Source organism: Bacteroides sp. OM05-12 (assembly GCF_003438995.1).
In the GTDB taxonomy this organism is placed as follows: Bacteria; Bacteroidota; Bacteroidia; order Bacteroidales; family Bacteroidaceae; genus Bacteroides.
Map to the genome: position 1 here is coordinate 70,802 of NZ_QSUN01000002.1, position 19,241 is coordinate 90,042.

Annotated in this window: 23 protein-coding genes and 2 tRNA genes; 9 read left to right on the forward strand and 16 right to left on the reverse strand. The window is 36.9% G+C overall.

What is annotated here, in order from left to right; translation table 11 throughout:
- Window positions 1-71: 71 nt before the first annotated feature.
- On the forward strand, window positions 72-689 hold the full coding sequence (gene recR / locus DXB63_RS02135; protein ID WP_122124736.1) for a recombination mediator RecR: 618 nt from the start codon (window positions 72-74) through the stop codon (window positions 687-689).
- Here the strand turns inward: recR and DXB63_RS02140 are convergent, their stop codons facing one another.
- Window positions 690-1,199, reverse strand: coding sequence for a flavin reductase family protein (locus DXB63_RS02140; RefSeq protein ID WP_122124737.1), 510 nt, complete (start codon window positions 1,197-1,199; stop codon window positions 690-692). It abuts the gene before it with no gap.
- 115 nt (window positions 1,200-1,314) lie between these two features.
- Between DXB63_RS02140 and DXB63_RS02145 the strand changes: the two genes are divergently transcribed.
- Genes DXB63_RS02145 through DXB63_RS02160 form a run of 4 tightly spaced genes read left to right on the forward strand, consistent with a single transcriptional unit; the run spans window position 1,315 to window position 3,930 of the window.
- Window positions 1,315-1,773: a hypothetical protein gene (locus tag DXB63_RS02145; protein WP_122124738.1), complete on the forward strand. Its 459-nt coding sequence runs from the start codon at window positions 1,315-1,317 to the stop codon at window positions 1,771-1,773.
- Window positions 1,770-2,216, forward strand: coding sequence for a BT0820 family HAD-type phosphatase (locus DXB63_RS02150; protein WP_122124739.1), 447 nt, complete (start codon window positions 1,770-1,772; stop codon window positions 2,214-2,216). Before DXB63_RS02145 ends, DXB63_RS02150 begins: the two co-directional genes overlap by 4 nt.
- A gap of 6 nt (window positions 2,217-2,222) precedes the next feature.
- Window positions 2,223-3,401, forward strand: a complete 1,179-nt coding sequence (locus DXB63_RS02155; RefSeq protein ID WP_122124740.1) for a glycosyltransferase family 2 protein — start codon at window positions 2,223-2,225, stop codon at window positions 3,399-3,401.
- A gap of 1 nt (window position 3,402) precedes the next feature.
- Window positions 3,403-3,930 (forward strand): GNAT family N-acetyltransferase, encoded by a 528-nt coding sequence (locus tag DXB63_RS02160; RefSeq protein ID WP_122124741.1) that lies wholly within the window; start codon window positions 3,403-3,405, stop codon window positions 3,928-3,930.
- Between the two features lie 14 nt (window positions 3,931-3,944).
- Here DXB63_RS02160 and DXB63_RS02165 read toward each other — a convergent pair whose 3' ends face one another.
- Together DXB63_RS02165 and DXB63_RS02170 are read right to left on the reverse strand one after the other, a co-directional pair.
- On the reverse strand, window positions 3,945-4,535 hold the full coding sequence (locus DXB63_RS02165) for a YqgE/AlgH family protein (RefSeq protein WP_122124742.1): 591 nt from the start codon (window positions 4,533-4,535) through the stop codon (window positions 3,945-3,947).
- A 92-nt stretch (window positions 4,536-4,627) separates the two neighbouring features.
- Window positions 4,628-5,944: a pyridoxal phosphate-dependent aminotransferase gene (locus tag DXB63_RS02170; RefSeq protein WP_122124743.1), complete on the reverse strand. Its 1,317-nt coding sequence runs from the start codon at window positions 5,942-5,944 to the stop codon at window positions 4,628-4,630.
- Window positions 5,945-6,190: 246 nt separating this feature from the next.
- Between DXB63_RS02170 and DXB63_RS02175 the strand changes: the two genes are divergently transcribed.
- Window positions 6,191-6,264 (forward strand) — tRNA-Asp (locus DXB63_RS02175).
- A gap of 112 nt (window positions 6,265-6,376) precedes the next feature.
- Entirely contained in the window at window positions 6,377-7,345 is a 969-nt protein-coding gene (locus DXB63_RS02180; RefSeq protein ID WP_122124744.1) for a type I phosphomannose isomerase catalytic subunit, read from the forward strand.
- 94 nt (window positions 7,346-7,439) lie between these two features.
- On the opposite strand, the gene lysA is transcribed toward DXB63_RS02180, so the two are convergent.
- The 8 genes from lysA to purU form a co-directional block, all read right to left on the reverse strand.
- Entirely contained in the window at window positions 7,440-8,600 is a 1,161-nt protein-coding gene (gene lysA, locus DXB63_RS02185) for a diaminopimelate decarboxylase (RefSeq protein WP_122124745.1), read from the reverse strand.
- Window positions 8,601-8,663: 63 nt separating this feature from the next.
- On the reverse strand, window positions 8,664-9,983 hold the full coding sequence (locus DXB63_RS02190; RefSeq protein ID WP_122124746.1) for an aspartate kinase: 1,320 nt from the start codon (window positions 9,981-9,983) through the stop codon (window positions 8,664-8,666).
- Window positions 9,984-10,080: 97 nt separating this feature from the next.
- Window positions 10,081-10,839, reverse strand: coding sequence for a cell division ATP-binding protein FtsE (locus DXB63_RS02195; RefSeq protein WP_122124747.1), 759 nt, complete (start codon window positions 10,837-10,839; stop codon window positions 10,081-10,083).
- A 7-nt stretch (window positions 10,840-10,846) separates the two neighbouring features.
- Window positions 10,847-11,440: a bifunctional phosphoribosyl-AMP cyclohydrolase/phosphoribosyl-ATP diphosphatase HisIE gene (hisIE, locus tag DXB63_RS02200; protein WP_122124748.1), complete on the reverse strand. Its 594-nt coding sequence runs from the start codon at window positions 11,438-11,440 to the stop codon at window positions 10,847-10,849.
- A 25-nt stretch (window positions 11,441-11,465) separates the two neighbouring features.
- Complete coding sequence (hisF, locus tag DXB63_RS02205) at window positions 11,466-12,221, reverse strand: imidazole glycerol phosphate synthase subunit HisF (RefSeq protein WP_122124749.1); 756 nt, start codon at window positions 12,219-12,221, stop codon at window positions 11,466-11,468.
- 12 nt (window positions 12,222-12,233) lie between these two features.
- Entirely contained in the window at window positions 12,234-12,953 is a 720-nt protein-coding gene (gene hisA / locus DXB63_RS02210) for a 1-(5-phosphoribosyl)-5-[(5-phosphoribosylamino)methylideneamino]imidazole-4-carboxamide isomerase (RefSeq protein WP_122124750.1), read from the reverse strand.
- 22 nt (window positions 12,954-12,975) lie between these two features.
- Entirely contained in the window at window positions 12,976-13,566 is a 591-nt protein-coding gene (gene hisH, locus DXB63_RS02215) for an imidazole glycerol phosphate synthase subunit HisH (protein WP_122124751.1), read from the reverse strand.
- Window positions 13,567-13,568: 2 nt separating this feature from the next.
- On the reverse strand, window positions 13,569-14,447 hold the full coding sequence (gene purU / locus DXB63_RS02220; RefSeq protein WP_122124752.1) for a formyltetrahydrofolate deformylase: 879 nt from the start codon (window positions 14,445-14,447) through the stop codon (window positions 13,569-13,571).
- Between the two features lie 231 nt (window positions 14,448-14,678).
- On the opposite strand from purU, the gene DXB63_RS02225 reads away from it, so the two are divergent.
- Window positions 14,679-14,752: transfer RNA gene (locus DXB63_RS02225), tRNA-Asp, on the forward strand.
- Window positions 14,753-14,806: 54 nt separating this feature from the next.
- Here the strand turns inward: DXB63_RS02225 and DXB63_RS02230 are convergent.
- The 4 genes from DXB63_RS02230 to DXB63_RS02240 are packed head-to-tail and all read right to left on the reverse strand — an operon-like array spanning window position 14,807 to window position 16,837.
- Complete coding sequence (locus DXB63_RS02230) at window positions 14,807-15,436, reverse strand: EamA family transporter (protein ID WP_233522737.1); 630 nt, start codon at window positions 15,434-15,436, stop codon at window positions 14,807-14,809.
- Window positions 15,436-15,594: a hypothetical protein gene (locus DXB63_RS18175; RefSeq protein WP_233522738.1), complete on the reverse strand. Its 159-nt coding sequence runs from the start codon at window positions 15,592-15,594 to the stop codon at window positions 15,436-15,438. Before DXB63_RS18175 ends, DXB63_RS02230 begins: the two co-directional genes overlap by 1 nt.
- A gap of 17 nt (window positions 15,595-15,611) precedes the next feature.
- Window positions 15,612-16,199, reverse strand: a complete 588-nt coding sequence (locus DXB63_RS02235) for a PepSY-associated TM helix domain-containing protein (protein ID WP_122124753.1) — start codon at window positions 16,197-16,199, stop codon at window positions 15,612-15,614.
- Complete coding sequence (locus DXB63_RS02240) at window positions 16,184-16,837, reverse strand: flavin reductase family protein (protein ID WP_122124754.1); 654 nt, start codon at window positions 16,835-16,837, stop codon at window positions 16,184-16,186. Before DXB63_RS02240 ends, DXB63_RS02235 begins: the two co-directional genes overlap by 16 nt.
- A 95-nt stretch (window positions 16,838-16,932) precedes the next feature.
- Here DXB63_RS02240 and DXB63_RS02245 point away from each other — a divergent pair, with 95 nt between their 5' ends.
- Window positions 16,933-17,772: an AraC family transcriptional regulator gene (locus tag DXB63_RS02245; protein WP_122124755.1), complete on the forward strand. Its 840-nt coding sequence runs from the start codon at window positions 16,933-16,935 to the stop codon at window positions 17,770-17,772.
- Window positions 17,773-18,843: 1,071 nt separating this feature from the next.
- On the opposite strand, the gene DXB63_RS02250 is transcribed toward DXB63_RS02245, so the two are convergent.
- The gene (locus DXB63_RS02250) at window positions 18,844-19,218 is read right to left on the reverse strand and encodes a DUF4625 domain-containing protein (RefSeq protein ID WP_122124756.1); all 375 of its coding nucleotides are present in this window, start codon (window positions 19,216-19,218) and stop codon (window positions 18,844-18,846) included.
- Window positions 19,219-19,241: the final 23 nt, after the last annotated feature.

A 19,241-nucleotide genomic window follows, 5' to 3' on the forward strand; every position in this document is an offset into this window, starting at 1 on the left:
ATAAGTCTTATTTTTATTATTTATTGAATATGTGTTATCTTTGCGCCTTAATAATGGAATAAAAACAGTTAATGAATCAGCAATATCCTTCTATATTATTGGAGAAAGCGGTCGGAGAGTTTGCAAAGCTTCCCGGTATCGGACGAAAGACTGCGATGCGCCTTGTGCTTCATTTATTGCGTCAGGATACAGCTACGGTAGAGGCTTTCGGTAATGCTATCATCACTTTGAAACGTGAGGTGAAGTACTGTAAGGTTTGCCATAATATCTCCGATACGGATATTTGCCAGATTTGTTCCAACCCCTCCAGGGATGCATCTGTTGTATGTGTCGTAGAGAATATACGGGATGTGATGGCTGTGGAAGCTACCCAACAATTCAAAGGATTGTATCATGTATTGGGTGGTGTGATTTCTCCGATGGACGGTATCGGACCGAGTGATTTGCAGATAGAAAGTCTTGTGCATCGGGTAGAAGAGGGGGAAGTGAAAGAGGTGGTGCTGGCTCTCAGCTCGACAATGGAAGGAGATACGACGAACTTTTATATTTTCAGGAAACTGGCAAAAACGAATGTCAAGATGAGTGTTATTGCGCGCGGCATCTCTATCGGTGATGAATTGGAATATACCGATGAAGTAACGTTGGGACGCTCTATCGTCAATCGTACGCCCTTCACCGGAAATATTTAATTATTCATTTACCCACATATTCACTATCTCGGCAACATATACTTTGTGAGGGTTACCATGTGCTCCGCCATACCATTTTTCAAAGAGTGATTTATCCAAGAAGTTTTCTTCTTTAATCATGTCTGTGTATAGTTTCTTACATTCTATACTGATACGGGCTTCTTTGAACAGGATATTCCCTGATTCGGAAAAATAGGGTTGGATTCCGGTCGCTTTTATTTTATCGATGTCACGACCGGACTTGCTTCCGCATATCTTGTGAACATCTTTGTGCTCTTGTCCCAGAAAAGATAACGTAAAATAATCTCCGTTTTCGATAAACTCATAAGTATAACGTTCCGGTCGGATAAAAATGAATACGACGGGTCTGTTCCATAGAAATCCGGTTCCTCCCCAACTGGCAGTCATCGTATTGAACTTTTCTTTTGTTCCGGCTGTCACCAGCATCCATTCATTGCCGATAATATTGATATAATTATCAGGAAGTTTGTTTGGCTCAATCTTTTTCATACTAATACAATTTTAATCTGTTCAACAACAAAAGTATTCAATTATCAGGGAATACCCAATGCCGAAAGGAAATAATTGGGTATATTTGCACTCTCAAAATATAAAATAACAATCGATGGATGAACAAATAAAGAAATTGGTACGAATCCTTCAAATTCAATACTGGCTCTTTATCTCTTTGGCGATAGCGTATTGTGCTGTGTATGAGATTGGATGGATAGAAGAGGGAATATATGCGGGAGATGTACGTTTGCAATATATATGGGAGACGATTGCGATTCTGACTACGGTTATTTTAGTCCCTTTGTCATTGAAATTGTTTAATATTATAATGACGAAGAAGGTTGTAAAGTCTTCCCTACAGGTAGCAATGCGTTTATACAAGAGATGGAATGAAATACGTCTGTTGATGTTGGCTATTGTTACTTTCTTAAACATATATGTATATTACACTACATTAGACAATATTGGCGGACTTTGTGCGTTAATAGGAGTGACGGCATCTATCTTTTGTTTACCTAGTGAGAAAAAGCTGAAAGAAGAACTGAACATAACCAATACAATAGAAGAATGATTATTGCAGTAGACTTTGATGGTACAATTGTAGAACATGAATATCCTCGTATCGGAGCAGAAATACCTTTTGCCATAGATACGCTGAAGAGGCTTCAAAAAGAACAACATCGAATCATATTATGGTCTGTCCGCGAAGGGAAATTGTTGGAAGAAGCTGTTGAGTATTGTCGTCAAAGAGGATTGGAGTTTTACGCGGCAAATAAAGATTATCCGGAAGAGACGACGGAAGATAAAAGGTATTCCCGTAAGTTAAAGGTAGACTTGTTCATTGATGATAGAAATTTAGGTGGTTTGCCTGATTGGGGAGTAATTTACCGGATGGTACATGATAATCTGACTTATGAACAAGTTATCGGTAATATGCCTGCGTATTCGGAGAGACGAAGAAAAAAGAATATCTTTATAAGAATAGGGGAGGCGTTGGACGGCTCTAATAGGTAGAATAAAATGAAATTGTCGGTTGTCATAGTTAATTATAATGTCAAATACTTTTTAGAGCAATGTCTTGTCTCTGTTTTAAAAGCTACTGAAGATATCACTTCTGAAATATTTGTGGTAGATAATGCTTCTTCTGATGATTCCTTAGAGTATTTGATACCTCGCTTTCCAAAGGTTCGGTTTATCGAAAATAAAGAGAATGTAGGTTTTTCCAGAGCCAACAATATGGCAATTAAGCAATCTACAGGAGAGTACGTCCTGTTATTGAACCCGGATACACTCGTTGGGGAAAATGTGCTGAAAGATTGTATCACATGGATGGATTCTTGTGCTAAAGCCGGTGGCTTGGGAGTGAAAATGTTGGGAGCGGACGGCGCATTTGCTTTTGAATCGCGTCGCGGATTTCCTTCTCCTATGACTTCCTTTTATAAAATAACCGGTTTATGTAATTTGTTTCCCTATTCCCGTCGGTTTGGAAAGTACTATCTTCGTTATCTTGATAAAAATCAGATAAATCGTATTGATATAATTTCCGGAGCATATATGTTCCTTCGCCGTGAAGCATTGAATAAATCAGGTTTGTTGGATGAAAGTTTTTTTATGTACGGTGAAGATATCGACTTATCTTATCGTATTACATTGACCGGGTATGAAAACTATTACGTGCCCTCATCCATCATACATTATAAAGGAGAAAGTACTAAAAAAGAGTCGTTTAAGTATGTGTATACTTTTTATGATGCAATGGTTATCTTTTTTAAGAAGCATTTTCCTCATTATAGCCTTGTCTTTTCATTGTCGGTGAAAGTTGTCATCTACTTGAGAGCATTGGTTGCTGTGCTCCGCCGGATGATGAGCCGGTTTATGAAGAAGAAACCATTTGAATATCGTTTTTTGGTGTTGGGAGGTGAGAAGACTCTGCGTGATGTGCGTTCTATTTGTGAAAGAAATAACTTACAGGGAAGGCATCATTATGTATTGGCCGGTGAATTATCCACCCCGGAAGGACATTTAAATCTGGGATTGCCTCTTGAAGAATATACGCATGTGGTTTATGATACGGATTCTTTCTCCAATTCTAAGATTCTGACTCTTTTAGAGAGGTCTGCAGAACATTATAAACTCGGTTTGGGAACTTATTCTTCTCAAAGCAAAGTGTTGATTACTTCACAACAATTATTCCAATGATATGCCATCCCCTTATCTAATGAACTCAACTATTTATTTGCGTGCTTGCGAACCGGAAGATTTGGAAGTAATGTATCACATTGAAAATAATACTTCTTTATGGGAAGTAAGCGGCATTACTGTTCCATATTCGCGCTATACATTGAAACAATACATTGAATCTTCTAAAAATGATATATATGCGGACAAACAACTCCGTTTGATGGCTGTAGACAAAAAGAAGAATAAGGTTATCGGTATTGCAGATTTAACGGATTTTGATCCGCTACATAGCAGAGCTGCTGTCGGCATTGTTGTTTTAGAAGATGATAGGCGGAAAGGATATGCAAATCAGATATTGCAGTTGTTATACGAATATAGCTTTAATTTTCTTCATCTGCACCAGTTGTATGCTTTTGTTTCTTGTGATAATGAGGCTAGTTTAGCTTTGTTTTACGGCAATGGTTTCCTTCAGTGCGGACTGTTGAAAGAATGGTTGCAAGCAGATGATGGCTATAAAGACGCATATCTGCTGCAACGTATCCAATAAAGTAAACCAGATGTTTAATTTAGTGAGGGGATTTTAGGGAAACGTGCCCATGCCTTATATTGCTTCCCAAGTTTTTCCAAAGATGTTTTCCATAAATCTTGGATTTGATTGTTTACAAGATTTGCCATATCTGCGTTTCCTATGATCCAGGTGTTTTCTTCTATTTCATTCTGGAGTTGGTCGGTATCCCATCCTGCATAGCCAAGAAAAAATCTTATCTTTCCTTCAATGGGGTTACCTTGTAATATATAACGTTTTATGGCATTAAAATCTCCATTAAGATATATACCGTCACCAATGGGTAACGCTCCTTCTATATCGGCAAATGTATGTAAATAAAATAAGGTATCGGTACTTACAGGTCCACCCTTGAATAAAGGAATGTTATCCAAGTATTTGAATTCTTTTACAATATCGTTAACTATCAGTTTGGACGGCTTATTCATAATGATACCTACACTGCCTTTTGTTCCATGATCGATAAGAAGTACAACAGAACGGGTGAAATTAGCATCACGTAAGAAAGGTTCTGAAATGAGAACCTTTCCTTTGTCTGGTAATATGCTGTTCGATTTTATTTTAAATATATCCGAACCTCTAGTCATTATAAATTAATATTTCTAATATAAATGATGAATATAAGGCTCTAATATATAAAAAGCTTTTGAAACATCCAATAGTTACTATAACTATTTTATTATTTTATGGGATTATTTTTATAAAATAGCTTCATTCGTTCTTCTAATTGGGCATATTGATGGTCTTTTATAAAAGATGTACAAGCACGCAGTCCTTTCTGGTTGCTTCCTGTTGTTACGAGTGAAATGGCACTTACCCCATAATACATTAATTCTTTCATAAGCTCTCCGCTCGTCATTCCCGGATAACCGATGGTAAAGTAGAATCCGTCGGCAACAGGATCGCCCAAATCATTATCATATACAAGGTAGAATCCGTTTTTCAAGAATATGTCTTTCAATTTGCGAGCACGTTCACCGTATACTTTGACGTCGTTTAAGAAATTGTATTTGCCCGCACAGGCTGCTTTTAGCATAGCTGCCATTGCATATTGCGCCGAATGGCTTGTTCCTGATGTCAATGCATATAATATACGTTGAACAAATATGCTTCCGAATGTTCCCCCTCCGTAACGTTTGGTTAGTCCGGGATAAGCACGGTGATATAATTTATCGGATATGCAAGTGACACCTATACGTTGACCTGCATAGCTGAAAGCCTTTGAACCAGAAATCATCAATACATAATTATCGGTATAGTTTGCTACAGACGGTTGATAGGGCGGCTGATAAGGAGTACTCATGTCACTGCGGAAATCCATTGCAAAATAGGCTAAGTCTTCTAAGATAATAACATCATATTGGTTTGCCAGATCACCGATTATTTTCAGTTCTTCATCCTTTAGACATATCCAGCTTGGGTTATTAGGATTGGAATAAACTATGGCCGAAATGTTTCCTTTCTTTAAAAAACTTTCCAACTTATCATGTAGCTTCTTTCCGCGATAATTATAGACATCGAATGTTTCGTATTTTTCCCCCATTACAATCAGCTGTTGTTTTTGAACCGGAAATCCCGGATCAATAAACAGAATGGTGTCTTTTTTGTCATCGCATTGGGTGCATACCATAAAAGAAGCATAACTTCCTTGCATGGAGCCTGTTACAGGAATACAGGATTCAGGGCTAATATCGATATTGATAAATGCTTTTACAAAGTTTGACGCTTCTTTTTTAAGTTCCGGCAATCCGCTGATTTCGGGATATAAACTTGCAATGCCATTGTTTAGAGCCTCAATCTCAGCTTGGACACCAATCTCGGAAGGTGGTAACCCGGGAACTCCCATTTCCATCTTAATGAATTCTACACCGGAAAGTTGTTCGGCATGAGCGGCGATTGCTTTTACTTCACGGATAGTGGCTTTTGCTAAATCGTTAATTTGAAAACTATTGATGGCTTCATCAATCAATTTACGGTCAATAGGAGTGTTTTTCATAATAAGGTGTGTTTTAGTAATAAATTTGGTGCCTCAAATATAATAATAAATTTGTTGAATATGTAAAAATGCTCTTGCTTTTCAATATTAAAAAAGGCTTTTTATTTTTATGCCATTTATAAACCTTTGGAAATCAGATAGAGGATGAAAAAGTTGCAAAAAAGTTAATCGAAAGTATTGCAAAATTAAAAAAAACGTCTACCTTTGCATCCGCAATCGAGAGGGAAAGCAGTTAAAAAACTTAATGGTGCGTTAGTTCAGTTGGTTAGAATACATGCCTGTCACGCATGGGGTCACGGGTTCGAGTCCCGTACGCACCGCAAGTTTTAAGATAATCCTGAAGCAGATAAATATTTATTTATCTGCTTTTTTTTGTTATCTCTCTTGATATGTATTGAAAATAAAATAAATCAATCAATACTTTTGAGAAAAATGTACCCTTTAAAATTTAATCCTATACTGAAGCAGACGCTTTGGGGAGGAGAAAAGATTATTCCATTCAAACATCTGTCTGATAGTATTCATAATGTAGGCGAAAGTTGGGAAATATCCGGTGTCAATGATAATGAATCGGTTGTAGCCAACGGGGAATATAAAGGAATGACACTGACAGATCTGGTAAAGACCTTTAAAGAAGAACTGGTCGGTGAGTCCAATTATGCACGTTTCGGAAATACTTTTCCTTTATTGATTAAGTTCATTGATGCCCGACAGGATTTATCCATTCAGGTACATCCGTCTGATGAACTGGCGAAAAAACGTCATAATTCGATGGGAAAGACGGAAATGTGGTATGTGGTAGATGCTGAAGACGGTGCGAAGTTGCGTTCCGGCTTTTCTAAACAAATTACTCCTAAAGAATATAAGGAAAGAATCTATAATTCTACTATTACGGAGGTCTTGCAAGAATATGATATTCATAAAGGTGATGTGTTTTTCCTTCCTGCGGGTCGTATACATAGTATAGGCGCCGGGGCATTTATTGCAGAGATTCAACAAACTTCGGATATTACATATCGTATCTTTGATTTTAATCGTAAGGATGCTAATGGCAAGACTCGTGAGTTGCACACAGAGCTGGCTAAAGATGCGATTGATTATGATGTTTTGGCTGATTACAGAACAGAATACGAACCTCTGAAGGATGAACCGGTAGAATTGGTGGCATGTCCGTACTTTACGACTTCTTTATATGATCTGACAGAGAGTATAAATTGTGACTATTCAGAGCTTGATTCATTTGTTATTTTAATCTGTATGGAAGGAACATGCTTGATTACAGATAATGAAGGACATGAGATTAGCTTGCGTGCGGGGGAAACAACTCTTTTACCAGCTGCTGTTCAGGAAATATCTATTGTTCTGGAAGGGAATGCCAAATTGTTGGAAACATATGTTTAAATAGAAATAAAAAAATATCCTGATGTTTTTTTTATTCACCTTGATGATTGTTTGCAATCACTCCTATGAATTTAAAAAACATCAGGATGTTTTTTTATACGATATCTTCTGAAATATATCCTTTAGGTAATGGTCGGCAATTATATCCGGATGCCATAATTTCTCCGTATGCTCCTGCCGAGCGCAAAGCTATTAAATCGCCTCTTTTTACCTTGTTCAAGTCTACGGCTTTGCCGAATACGTCCGATGATTCGCAAATAGGTCCAACTACATCATACTTCTCTATTGGTTCTTCGGATGTAATATTCTCTATTTTATGATAAGCCTGATACAATGCTGGACGAATTAAATCTGTCATGCCTGCATCAAGAATAGCGAATTGTTTGTTGGCTCCTTGTTTTACATAGAGCGTTTTTGCAATCAGGCTGCCACATTGAGCAACAATCGAACGGCCCAGCTCAAAATGCAGGGACTGTTGCGGGCGAAGCTTCAAGTGTTTATGAAATGTTGCGAAATATTCGGTAAAGTCAGGAATGGCTTGGCGATTCGGATGTTGATAGTCGATACCTAATCCTCCACCTACATTGATGTGCTCAACGATGATACGGCGATTATACATATGTTCCTGTATTTCATTTACACGATTGCATAATCCGATAAAGTCGCCCATATCTAAAATTTGCGAACCAATATGGAAGTGCAAGCCCATTAACTTAACGTTAGGTAGTGCCTCTACTTTATCTAATACTGTGTCCAAATCTTCTAAGTTGATACCGAATTTGTTCTCTTTCAGACCGGTCGTTATATTTGCATGCGTGTGAGCTCCTACATTCGGATTGATGCGTAGAGCCACGGACGCGACTTTTTCTTTTGTACCTGCCAACTCATTGATAACTTCCAGTTCAGGGACCGATTCTACATTGAAGCAAAAAATGTTATGTTCCAAACCTAAATTTATCTCCCAGTCTGCTTTGCCTACACCGGCATATACTATTTTGGAGGAGGGGAAGCCGGCTTGAATAGCTGCACGAATCTCTCCGCCGCTTACGCAATCCGCTCCCAAGCCGTTCTCACGTATAATTGATAGAAGTTTGGGATTAGCGTTTGCTTTTACAGCATAATGAACTATATACTTTTCGTATTTCTTGGCCTCGTTGTTGACACAAGTAAGAGTATCTCTCAATAACTGAGTATCATAATAGTAGAATGGAGTTTCCAATTCTCTAAATTTGGAAATAGGGAATGTTCCTTTCATATACAAATGTATTTATAAAAACATTGCGGTCGAATGGGCCGCAATGTTTATCATATTTATAAATTATTTATCGTTGAAGAGCATGTCGCTTAGTGACTGTAGTGCTTTTTTCTTATCGCACTCTCGGATGAGGAAAGAAATGTTATAGTTGCTTCCTCCGAAGGAAATCATACGTACGGGAATATCTCGCATCGCATCCAATGCTTTAGCTTCAAATCCGACGTTCTCCCATTCAAGGTCGCCAACGACACAAATAATGCACATATCTTTGTCTATGGTTACTGTACCGTATTTTTTTAAGTCGTTGAGGATTTCCGCTAGATGTTTCGTGTTATCGATTGACATGGAAACACCTACCTCAGATGTACAAATCATATCGATTGAAGTCTGATAGCTTTCAAATATTTCAAAAACTTTGCGCAGGAATCCGTGTGCCAACAACATCCGGCTGGATTTAATTTTAATAGCTGTAATATTGTCTTTTGCTGCAACAGCTTTGATTTTGCCTTTTTCCGTTTCGTTGGAAATTAGCGTTCCGGGTGCGCTTGGTTCCATTGTATTCAACAAACGGACAGGGATATTGGCATATTTGGCCGGTTGTACGCATGTCGGGTGTAGTATTTTAGCTCCGAAGTAAGCAAGCTCGGCAGCCTCTTCGAAATGAAGTTGACGAACAGGGGCTGTTTTATCTACTATACGCGGATCATTGTTATGCAGTCCGTCAATATCAGTCCATATCTGTATTTCAGAAGCATTGATTGCTGCACCGATAAGCGAAGCGGTGTAGTCACTTCCTCCACGCAATAAATTATCTATTTCACCATAAGCATTCCGACAGATGAATCCTTGTGTGATATAGATATCTGCATCTGGATGTAATTCCAGTTGAGTTTGAAGTTTTTCTTTTATATAAGTAGGATCCGGCTCTGAGTTTTTATCGGTACGCATAAAATCAAGTGCAGGAAGTAAAACAGACTTTACTCCATTTTCAAGAAGGTAATTATTTACCATTGCGGTCGAGATAAGCTCTCCCTGTGCCAATACAACTTTCTCTTCGAACAACGTGAAAAGATCTTTTGTATAAGAACGGATATAATCGAAATGTGATTTTATAATTTCAAGACCTTTCTGTTTATATTCTGCAGTAGAATATAATTCATCAATGTGCTGTTTATATTTAGCTTCCAGCTTGTTGATAATTTCATTAGCACCCTCCGGGTTTTTCTTGTACAGATAGTCCGAAATTTCCACCAAGGTGTTTGTTGTTCCTGACATAGCAGAGAGTACAACAATCTTTCTTTCACCATTGGTTATTAATTTGGCCACTTCTTTCATTCTTTGTGCAGAACCGACAGAAGTACCTCCAAACTTTAAAACTTTCATCTTTCGTTACGGTATTTAATTATTTAGTATCTTGATTGTTAAGCTTGCAAATGTACGAATTTACCTTGAATATATGTATGTTCGCATTAATATTTTATTATTCATCAACATATTCTGCTTGTTCGGCAGTCATTTCCATGCTTCTTTCTTTTATGATTTCTTGCGGTATGTCGGCATCTGGCTTCTCTTGTTTTTCAGAGAGTCTTGTTATACCATGATTCTCACATTTATATACTTTTCCCGGGAATTCTTGTAACAGTTGCAGATTATGAGTGGTCATCATTACAGAAGAGCCGTTCTCACAAATGTTTTTTAATAGTTTTACAATTTGTCTACCTGTCTCAACATCTAAATTACCGGTGGGCTCGTCTGCAAGAATAATCTCCGGTGAATTTAAGATTGCCCGTGCTATGACAATACGCTGTTGCTCTCCTCCGGATAATTCATTAGGCATTTTATATCCTTTGTTGGACATGCCTACCTGCTCCAGTACTTCACCGATACGCATTTCAATCTCCTTTTTGTTTTTCCACCCGGTTGCACGTAATACAAATTCCAAATTATCGTAAACCGTTCGGTCTGTCAGTAATTGGAAATCTTGAAATACGATTCCTAATTTTCTTCTGAGTTCCGGAATATGTTTCCTTTTTATTGTACGCATGTTATACCCCAAAACTTCTGCATCTCCTGAGACAATGTCTAATTCGCCATATATTGTTTTTAGTAGACTGGTCTTTCCTGAACCTACTTTCCCGATCAGGTATACAAATTCTCCTTTGTCAAGCTGCATATTGATGTTATTCAGTACACAAAGGTCTTGTTGGTTGATTTCTACGTTTTTATAATTAATGAGCATAGTTTTATTATTTATGTCTCTTTTTCAGTTCACGGGCAAGGTCTTCTATACGATAACCTTTGGATGTGAGTAGTACTATCAGGTGATAAATAAGATCGGAGGCCTCATAAATAAGTCTGTCATCAGTACCGTTAGTTGCTTCTATCACGGTTTCTACGGCTTCTTCCCCAACTTTTTGCGCCATACGGTTTACTCCGGATTGGAATAGGGAAGTAGTATAAGACTTTTCCGGCATTTCTTTGTGGCGTTTCTCTATGAAGTCTTGCAGATATTTAAGGAACATGATGTCTTCTTCATTCTGTTCGCCCCAGCAGGTATCTGTTCCTGTATGACAAACAGGACCTACAGGATTTACCTTTATTAATAAAGTGTCTTTGTCGCAATCTTCTTTGATGGAAACTACATTCAAGAAATTACCGCTTTCTTCTCCTTTCGTCCACAAACGGTTCTTGGTGCGGCTAAAGAATGTGACTTTTCCTGTTTCTACAGTTTTTGTATATGCCTCTTGATTCATAAAGCCGAGCATAAGAACTTTAGAAGTATAGTTGTCCTGAATAATAGCAGGAATCAATCCGTTCATCTTGTTGAAATCCAAATCCATGTTTTTTAGTTTTAAATTCTATGTCTTACTTCCTTATATTAATTCCTTGTTTGCAAAGATAGTTTTTTAATTCGGGAATTTTAATTTCTCCGAAGTGAAAAACACTGGCAGCCAATGCAGCATCAGCTTTTCCCTGATTGAACGCATCTTTAAAATGTTCCATTTTGCCTGCACCACCGGATGCGATAACGGGAATCGGAAGCCTTTCTGAAAGAACAGCGAGTGCTTCATTAGCATATCCGGTTTTAACCCCGTCATGGTCCATACTTGTAAACAGTATCTCACCTGCTCCTCTATCGGCTGCTTCTTTAGCCCAATCATAGAGATATTTATCTGTTTCTATACGTCCGCCGTTTAGAAAGCATTTCCATCCTGTACCTGTTTGTTTGGCATCAATAGCCACAACACAAACCTGAACGCCAAAGTTCCGTGCGATTTCATCGATAAGCTGTGGGTTACGTATGGCGGAAGAATTAATGGAGACTTTATCAGCTCCTGCATTTAATAAACGATCTACGTCCTGCAATTCGTTTATACCGCCACCTACGGTGAAAGGTATGCTGATATTTGCTGCAATTCGTTTCACTAATTCCGTGAATGTTTTTCTTCCTTCGTGGCTTGCCGTAATATCCAGATAAACCAGTTCGTCTGCGCCTTGTTCACTGTATGCTTTTCCTAGTTCGACCGGATCACCTGCCTGACGGAGATTGACGAAGTTTGTGCCTTTCACCGTTTGTCCGTCTTTGATATCTAAGCAGGGTATGATTCTTTTTGCTAACATGGTATTATTGATTTAAATAAAACGGGAAAGTTCTTTTAATGAAATTCGTTCTTCATACAATGCCTTGCCGAAGATGACTGCCGGTATCTTGGCTTCTTCCAATGCTATGATGTCATCTATGCAGCTAACTCCGCCGCTTGCTATCAGGTAAATCTCGGGTGTATGTTCAAGAATCTCTTTATATAAGTCTATAGAAGGACCTTGCAACATTCCGTCTTGACTAATATCCGTACAAATCACTTTGTAAACTCCTTTGTGAACATAATCATTCAAAAAGGGGAGAAGCTTATGGGCGCTATCCTCTTTCCATCCGTTTACTGCAACCTTTTTATTTTTGACATCAGCGCCAAGGATTATTTTTTCATTACCATATTGGTTCAGCCAGTGCAGAAATAAATCAGGCTGTTTAACAGCAATACTGCCTACTGTAACCATTTGGGCTCCGTTGTCGAAAGCTATCTTTAAATCATCATCACTTTTAATGCCTCCTCCGAAATCAATGGTAAGAGATGTCTGCGAGGCGATTTGTTCTAATATACGGTAATTTACAATATGATGGGAAGCGGCACCGTCCAAATCAACAATATGTATTCTGCTTATACCATTCGCCTCAAATTCTTTTGCCACCTCTACGGGACTGTCATTATAAACCTTTTTGCTTTTGTAGTCGCCCTGTGAGAGTCTGACGCATTTACCTGCTATAATGTCGATTGCCGGAATCAGTTCTATCATATATATAATAATGTAAATACAATTATAAATCTAGAAAATTTCTCAAGATCCTTTCGCCTACGCTACCACTTTTTTCAGGATGGAACTGCGTTGCATAGAAGTTATCTTTATGTAGAGCGGCACTGAAAGGAAGAATATAATCAGTCTGAGCTGCCGTATATTCATTCAAGGGAACATAAAAGCTATGTACAAAATAGACATATTCTTCTTTTGTAAATCCTTTGAATAGACCACTGTTAGTGTCTGTTATCGTATTCCAACCCATATGCGGAACTTTTTCTGCATGGGATGTCCGGCTGAACTTTTTTACATTGACGTGAAAGATATCAAGGCAGTCGGCGTTACCTTCTTCCGAATGGTTGCACATTAATTGCATACCCAGACATATCCCTAATACCGGTTGTTTCAGCTCTTTTATAAAAGTATCCAGGTTGTTTTTATGAAGATGTTCCATTGTTGTTGCTGCTTCACCTACGCCGGGAAAGATTACTTTGTCTGCTTTAAGCAGTTGTTCCTTGTCTGAAGTAATAACTGCGTCAATACCCAATCGTTTCAGTGCATAATCCACTGAATAAATATTTCCTGCATTGTATTTGATAACAGCGACTTTCATAATTAGTTGAATATAACGGTTTTATTTTTATATGCCAATACTTTTCGTTCGATATGTTTTTGTACAGCTCTGGATAATACGATCTTTTCTAAGTCCTTACCTTTGTTTATCAGTTCTTGGATAGAATCTTTATGTGTGATACGCACTACATCTTGTTCAATGATAGGTCCTGCATCCAATTCTGTAGTAACATAGTGACTGGTTGCTCCAATAATCTTAACACCACGCTCAAAGGCTGCATGATATGGTTTTGCTCCCACAAATGCAGGTAGGAAAGAGTGATGTATATTGATGATCCGGTTAGGGTATGCCTTTATCATATTTTCAGAGATTACTTGCATATAACGTGCCAACACAATAAAGTTAACACGATATTTGGCAAGTAGTTCCATCTCTTTCTGTTCCTGTTCCAACTTATTTTCTTTTGTAATGGGAAAGAGATGGAAAGGTATATCGAATCTTTCTGCGATAGGTTGCAAATCCGGATGATTACTTATAATTAAAGGTATTTCCACATTCCATTCTCCGGCGGTGTATCGTGCCAGCATATCATATAAACAATGTGACATTTTAGAAACGAATATAGCCATACGAGGTTTCACATCCGAGAAATAAAGTCGAAAACTCATGTCGTATTTCTGTGCGTATAAAGTTTCGAAATAGTCTTCTATCTTTTCTTTGGGGATGATAAACCTTTTTAATTCCCATTCGATACGCATGAAGAATATATTCTCTATATGGTCTACGTGCTGGTCAAGGTAAATGATGTTTCCTCTATTGACAGTGATAAAATCAGTTATTTCTGCTACAATTCCCGGTCTGTCGGGGCAATGAAGTAATAACTTCGCTGTTGTTTTATTATTTTGATCGTTAGTTGTCATTTGTGATTAATTATAGGTCGCAAATATAACGATTTATAATAAAATAATTGAAAAATATAGCATAAAGTTTGTATGATGAGTGTAAGCAGTAACAATTTTGTGTTCTTGCAAATTACACTTTCTTTATCTAAGGAATGTTTTTTTATTTTTTTTCTCTTATAGATTTGGAATTCTAAAAAATATCTCTACCTTTGCATCCGCAATCGAGAGAGATGCGATAAAATAAATTTTGGTGCGTTAGTTCAGTTGGTTAGAATACATGCCTGTCACGCATGGGGTCACGAGTTCGAGTCTCGTACGCACCGCAAAGCAAATAGTAGATTAAAGCAAGCTCTGAAATTCAAGGATTTCAGAGTTTTTTATTTTTCTCCACTTCGGCAAAAAATAGCGGTTTTAGGCAATGCGCCCATGATAGCAGTAGGTGTTGAACCTATTTGACGTACTGCAATTACCATAAATACTAAGGATATAATAGTAGGAACCAATGCAAGCATTATAGCAAACATCCAAATAGAAGAGGTTGTAAGTAACTGTAAATGATTGTTGCTGTCAAAAAATGATTGAACTATGATAGTTAATGTACAAAATAGCAGAACATAAAACGTTAACTTTATAGATGACATTCTTAAAGAGGATTTATTTACAGCAACTATATAAAGTGCATAAGAAAGGGAGGATAGCATAACAAGCGATACTCCCGTTGCATTTAACACGCTACCATTATTCCCTTTGTATAACAGTCCTATGCCCCCAATAGCCAAAAGAATAGATGAAACCGTAATTAAAGATGTTTTTTCTTTAAAGAAAATAGCCATGATGACAGTTACAATAACAGGATATACGAACAGAATTGTAGACGCTATTCCTGCATCCATGTAGTGGAAACTTAGAAACAGGGTCAGCGAAGATGCCGCAAACAAAATTCCTAACCCTGCCAAAATCCCTAATTCTTTTCGGGTAACCCTGAACGATTTATTTTGTATAAACATTAACCCACCGAGAAAAAAACCGCAAGTAAGAAGCGGTAAAATAATACAGACTTAGTGTTTATTCGGGCTTCATAAAGAGATAATGCCCCAAGTGGATTTGTCCCATAGCTGATTGCTGCAATAATCCCATAAATTGAACTTTTGAATTTTGCATCCATTTTATTATGTAATTTATCTATAAAATTAAAGCCAGCACAGGGATTAATATACCTGCTAATAAATCAATTCCTCCTATTCCGAACAAACCTCGTTTACCTTTATTCATTAGAATACCGCTTATACATATCAATATAAGACATACCGCAAATAGGTCTGAGAAATAGGTCCACCATGTTCCCGGGTTATAATGGAGAAATGAGAGTTGATAAAAAACCGGTCTTTTCTTTATTCCTTCATAAGCAACGTTTCCTGTTTGAGTATCAAGAACATAGGATGAACCACTTTTCAAGAAAACTTTCAGCGTTGAGTTATTCGGATAAAAATGTTTAATATAATTATCCTGCTCGCCTACATCTTTTAACAACTGTATTATTTCATTTTTATTAAATTTATGGGAGGTAGGGAATGTCCCCTTCACCGTATAATTGTTTACAGTTATATAGTATTTCGGATTAAAATCCTTTAAATGATTCATCGTTATGCCTGATACTGCATAAATAAGAATCACTCCCATAAAGAAAAAGGATAGATGAAAATGAACCGTCCTGCAATACCGTCGGAACGAATTACGTGCAACTAATTTATTTTTTATTTCTTTATCCATATATTGGTTATTTCTGAAATAAAGAGTTGGTGTTTAGAAGGCTCGTTGTTATAAGATTCTTCCATAATTTTCTCTTTATAAGGTTGAGTCAAATTTGCATAGTCCATCTCTTGAACGAACATTTTCTTACATTCTATAATCATTCGAGCCTCTTCAAAACTCATTAGTCCGGAAGGGGTTTCCAATGGGGTCAACCCTGCTTCTGACACTTTATCAGTATCTCGTCCCGATTTTGTTCCACAAATTCTAAGTGCTCCCCGATATTCTTCTGTAAAAAAACTTAATGTAAAACTTTCTTCTCGTTGCAAAAATTGATAAGTATGCCTTGAATCACGGACTACGATAAAAGTAGATGGTCTGCTCCACATATAGCCAACCGCTCCCCACGCTGCTGTCATTGTGTTATAAGAACTTTTATTCCCTGCTGTCACCAGCATCCATTGCTTGCCTATTAAGTCTATTACGTTATCAGGAAGGTCGGTTGCTTCCATCCGGTCGTAATGAGATTGCCAGCCTGTGGTACTCGTGCTGTCTTCATTCTGTGTGAAGACTGCTTTGTCTGATTTTTTACTATTTTCCATACATGAAGTAATTAAAAAGGTACCTAAAATCATTGATAATAATGTTATCTTTTTCATTTTCTGTTATTTAGTTAATGATTATTGGGCAAAGGTAGGCAGAAATAGGATTGAAATACTTGTATTTACATTATATTATTTTGTATATTTGCGCTATGAGAAAGTGCAGCCAGTTTGAATCATTAAAGATTATAGATGTAATTGAGGAAGAATATTCTTGCGAATTACATGCCCAAGATCATTTTGAAATCATCTATATTCATTATGGGTGTGGGGTGCATGTCTTTAATGAAGTTACAATTCCATATGAAAAAGGGGATTTATTTCTGCTTGCACCCGGTGACCGCCATTATTTCACAGTAAAAACTGTAACGCGCTTTACCTATATTAAATTTACTTCAAGCTATTTTGAGACTTATGACCGCTCCCATAAGTCCTTTTCGCGAGAAATAACTCCAACTTCCATCATGGAAATTCAATGGCTGAAAGAGGATAAGATAACAGTGAGTGAGCCTTGCCAAACTATATTGAAGAATATTTTTGAGAATATTATCCTATATAATTCAACGATTAACGTACTTCGTTCGTCTATTGTGTATTATCATATTCTTTCCATTTTCGGAATGATAAAGGAATACATTGAGAACCGAAATATTGAATTAAAGAAGAAAACTCCAACTAACGCTCATATAGCAGCATATATTCAAGAGAATATATCTAACCGTGACTGTATTTCCATCAATATGATTGCTAATAATTTTAATATTTCGCCATCTTATTTCAGTACTTATTTCAAGCGGAATTTCGAGATAAGTTATAAAGAATATATCGAAAAGATGCAATTACAACTCATCAAGCGCAGATTAGAGACCGGAGAAATCAAGTTGAAAGAAATTGCGGATGAATTTGGTTTTACAGATGTAAGCCATTTATCCAAATTCTTTAAAAGGCATGAAGGTATTAATCCTTCTGCTTATAAAAACGTAGGAAAATAGGAGATTGTATTCTAGATAAATAGATTGATATTTCATGTTGTTGGACTTTATGTATCTTGCTATAGGTGTTTTTTATAAGTTAATAAATAGGTTGTTATGTGTTGATGTTTTTGGATTGAGATTATTTAAAAAGACAGTAAATTCTTGATAAACTAGAATAATGCAGTATATTTGTTACAGGTTATTTGAAATACTGGATTTTTTATGCAAACGAAGGTGGATAACACGTTGCTAAAGCGTTACCCTTTTTTAATAATTACATTATAACTAACTGATTAGTAGTGGTATATGATGTAATATTATAGTTGTAGCAAATAATAGCTTTTTGCAATCATCTTCATAATTTTGTATCAACTGTATAGTAAGCTTCATAATTTAATTGTATGTTTGCACCAACTCAAACAACCACCGCAACACCAAGCAATCTAACGAATTGCACACGTGGGGTTATTAGTGGGAGAAAGATTTCAGAGCTTTTGCTTTTTCCTCACTTCGATAAAATACAACCAAAGCCATCTTGCATACAAAAATCGTTTCTAAATCGTTACTTAGATTTTAGAATCTCGGAAAAGTAACAATTTCGTAGCTATATTGCAGGTTGGATTTACCGATAAAAATCTTATGCTAAATCCTGATGTAGTGCTATCCAAAGGTATAGATATATCTTTCTCTTTATCTCCTCAGGTTAACTATAGCCTATAAGCTTCATCCTTCAGTCACCCCTATTCTATATTGATATTGAGTGGATTAGCCTGAAAGACGGAATCATTCAGCATATTGTTTAATGCTTATTATCGGCTGAATCTTTTTTCAGAGAAAGGTTCAGGATAATACACTGATAACCAAGTAATACTTCACAAACTGAAGGATTGAAGGATGAATGAGAATAACTTGTTTTTGCTTGCGAATTAATAAAAGACTGGTGGATTCTGTAAAAATCCATCTTGATGTTTTTTTAAATCATCAGGTTGTTTTTAAAAAACATCAGGTCGATTGAAGACAAAGATACGGTCGATTGTTCACAAACTCCTATCGTTTGTAATCAATCGACCGTATGCTGAAAAACAGTTGCTATTTATCTTCGACTTTTATACTTATGGACTTCAATTGTTGCCATCCTGCCTTATCTGTAAGTCTTATCATAAAATGATAGTTTCCCGTATCAATATCTGATGGTACCTGTATTGTATTATTTACTGAGTATTTCGTTTGATTAGCGGGAATTGTAAAATCTTGATTATATACCCATGGCTTTACAGCTTCCTTCTTCGGTTCAAGTTCGCATTCTTCAGCTTCCGTACTATGTGAGTGATGATCGAAGTTATTGTGAACTTCAACGTTATAATTGCCCAGCTCGATATTGTCGGTAAAAGTAGCTTGGAAAGAGAAACTTTCCCCTCGATAGAGAATAGCGCAGTTTTCAGGAAATGAATTACTACTACTCATATCAATAGAGGGTAGTTCACTCC

What these genes read in the sequence shown, in the direction of transcription:
- recR (WP_122124736.1), top strand. Translation starts at nt 72, where the DNA reads ATGAATCAGCAATATCCTTCTATATTATTGGAGAAAGCGGTCGGAGAG.
- DXB63_RS02140 (WP_122124737.1), bottom strand. Translation starts at nt 1,199, where the DNA reads ATGAAAAAGATTGAGCCAAACAAACTTCCTGATAATTATATCAATATT.
- DXB63_RS02145 (WP_122124738.1), top strand. Translation starts at nt 1,315, where the DNA reads ATGGATGAACAAATAAAGAAATTGGTACGAATCCTTCAAATTCAATAC.
- DXB63_RS02150 (WP_122124739.1), top strand. Translation starts at nt 1,770, where the DNA reads ATGATTATTGCAGTAGACTTTGATGGTACAATTGTAGAACATGAATAT.
- DXB63_RS02155 (WP_122124740.1), top strand. Translation starts at nt 2,223, where the DNA reads ATGAAATTGTCGGTTGTCATAGTTAATTATAATGTCAAATACTTTTTA.
- DXB63_RS02160 (WP_122124741.1), top strand. Translation starts at nt 3,403, where the DNA reads ATGCCATCCCCTTATCTAATGAACTCAACTATTTATTTGCGTGCTTGC.
- DXB63_RS02165 (WP_122124742.1), bottom strand. Translation starts at nt 4,535, where the DNA reads ATGACTAGAGGTTCGGATATATTTAAAATAAAATCGAACAGCATATTA.
- DXB63_RS02170 (WP_122124743.1), bottom strand. Translation starts at nt 5,944, where the DNA reads ATGAAAAACACTCCTATTGACCGTAAATTGATTGATGAAGCCATCAAT.
- DXB63_RS02180 (WP_122124744.1), top strand. Translation starts at nt 6,377, where the DNA reads ATGTACCCTTTAAAATTTAATCCTATACTGAAGCAGACGCTTTGGGGA.
- lysA (WP_122124745.1), bottom strand. Translation starts at nt 8,600, where the DNA reads ATGAAAGGAACATTCCCTATTTCCAAATTTAGAGAATTGGAAACTCCA.
- DXB63_RS02190 (WP_122124746.1), bottom strand. Translation starts at nt 9,983, where the DNA reads ATGAAAGTTTTAAAGTTTGGAGGTACTTCTGTCGGTTCTGCACAAAGA.
- DXB63_RS02195 (WP_122124747.1), bottom strand. Translation starts at nt 10,839, where the DNA reads ATGCTCATTAATTATAAAAACGTAGAAATCAACCAACAAGACCTTTGT.
- hisIE (WP_122124748.1), bottom strand. Translation starts at nt 11,440, where the DNA reads ATGGATTTGGATTTCAACAAGATGAACGGATTGATTCCTGCTATTATT.
- hisF (WP_122124749.1), bottom strand. Translation starts at nt 12,221, where the DNA reads ATGTTAGCAAAAAGAATCATACCCTGCTTAGATATCAAAGACGGACAA.
- hisA (WP_122124750.1), bottom strand. Translation starts at nt 12,953, where the DNA reads ATGATAGAACTGATTCCGGCAATCGACATTATAGCAGGTAAATGCGTC.
- hisH (WP_122124751.1), bottom strand. Translation starts at nt 13,566, where the DNA reads ATGAAAGTCGCTGTTATCAAATACAATGCAGGAAATATTTATTCAGTG.
- purU (WP_122124752.1), bottom strand. Translation starts at nt 14,447, where the DNA reads ATGACAACTAACGATCAAAATAATAAAACAACAGCGAAGTTATTACTT.
- DXB63_RS02230 (WP_233522737.1), bottom strand. Translation starts at nt 15,436, where the DNA reads ATGTTTATACAAAATAAATCGTTCAGGGTTACCCGAAAAGAATTAGGG.
- DXB63_RS18175 (WP_233522738.1), bottom strand. Translation starts at nt 15,594, where the DNA reads ATGGATGCAAAATTCAAAAGTTCAATTTATGGGATTATTGCAGCAATC.
- DXB63_RS02235 (WP_122124753.1), bottom strand. Translation starts at nt 16,199, where the DNA reads ATGGATAAAGAAATAAAAAATAAATTAGTTGCACGTAATTCGTTCCGA.
- DXB63_RS02240 (WP_122124754.1), bottom strand. Translation starts at nt 16,837, where the DNA reads ATGAAAAAGATAACATTATTATCAATGATTTTAGGTACCTTTTTAATT.
- DXB63_RS02245 (WP_122124755.1), top strand. Translation starts at nt 16,933, where the DNA reads ATGAGAAAGTGCAGCCAGTTTGAATCATTAAAGATTATAGATGTAATT.
- DXB63_RS02250 (WP_122124756.1), bottom strand. Translation starts at nt 19,218, where the DNA reads ATGAGTAGTAGTAATTCATTTCCTGAAAACTGCGCTATTCTCTATCGA.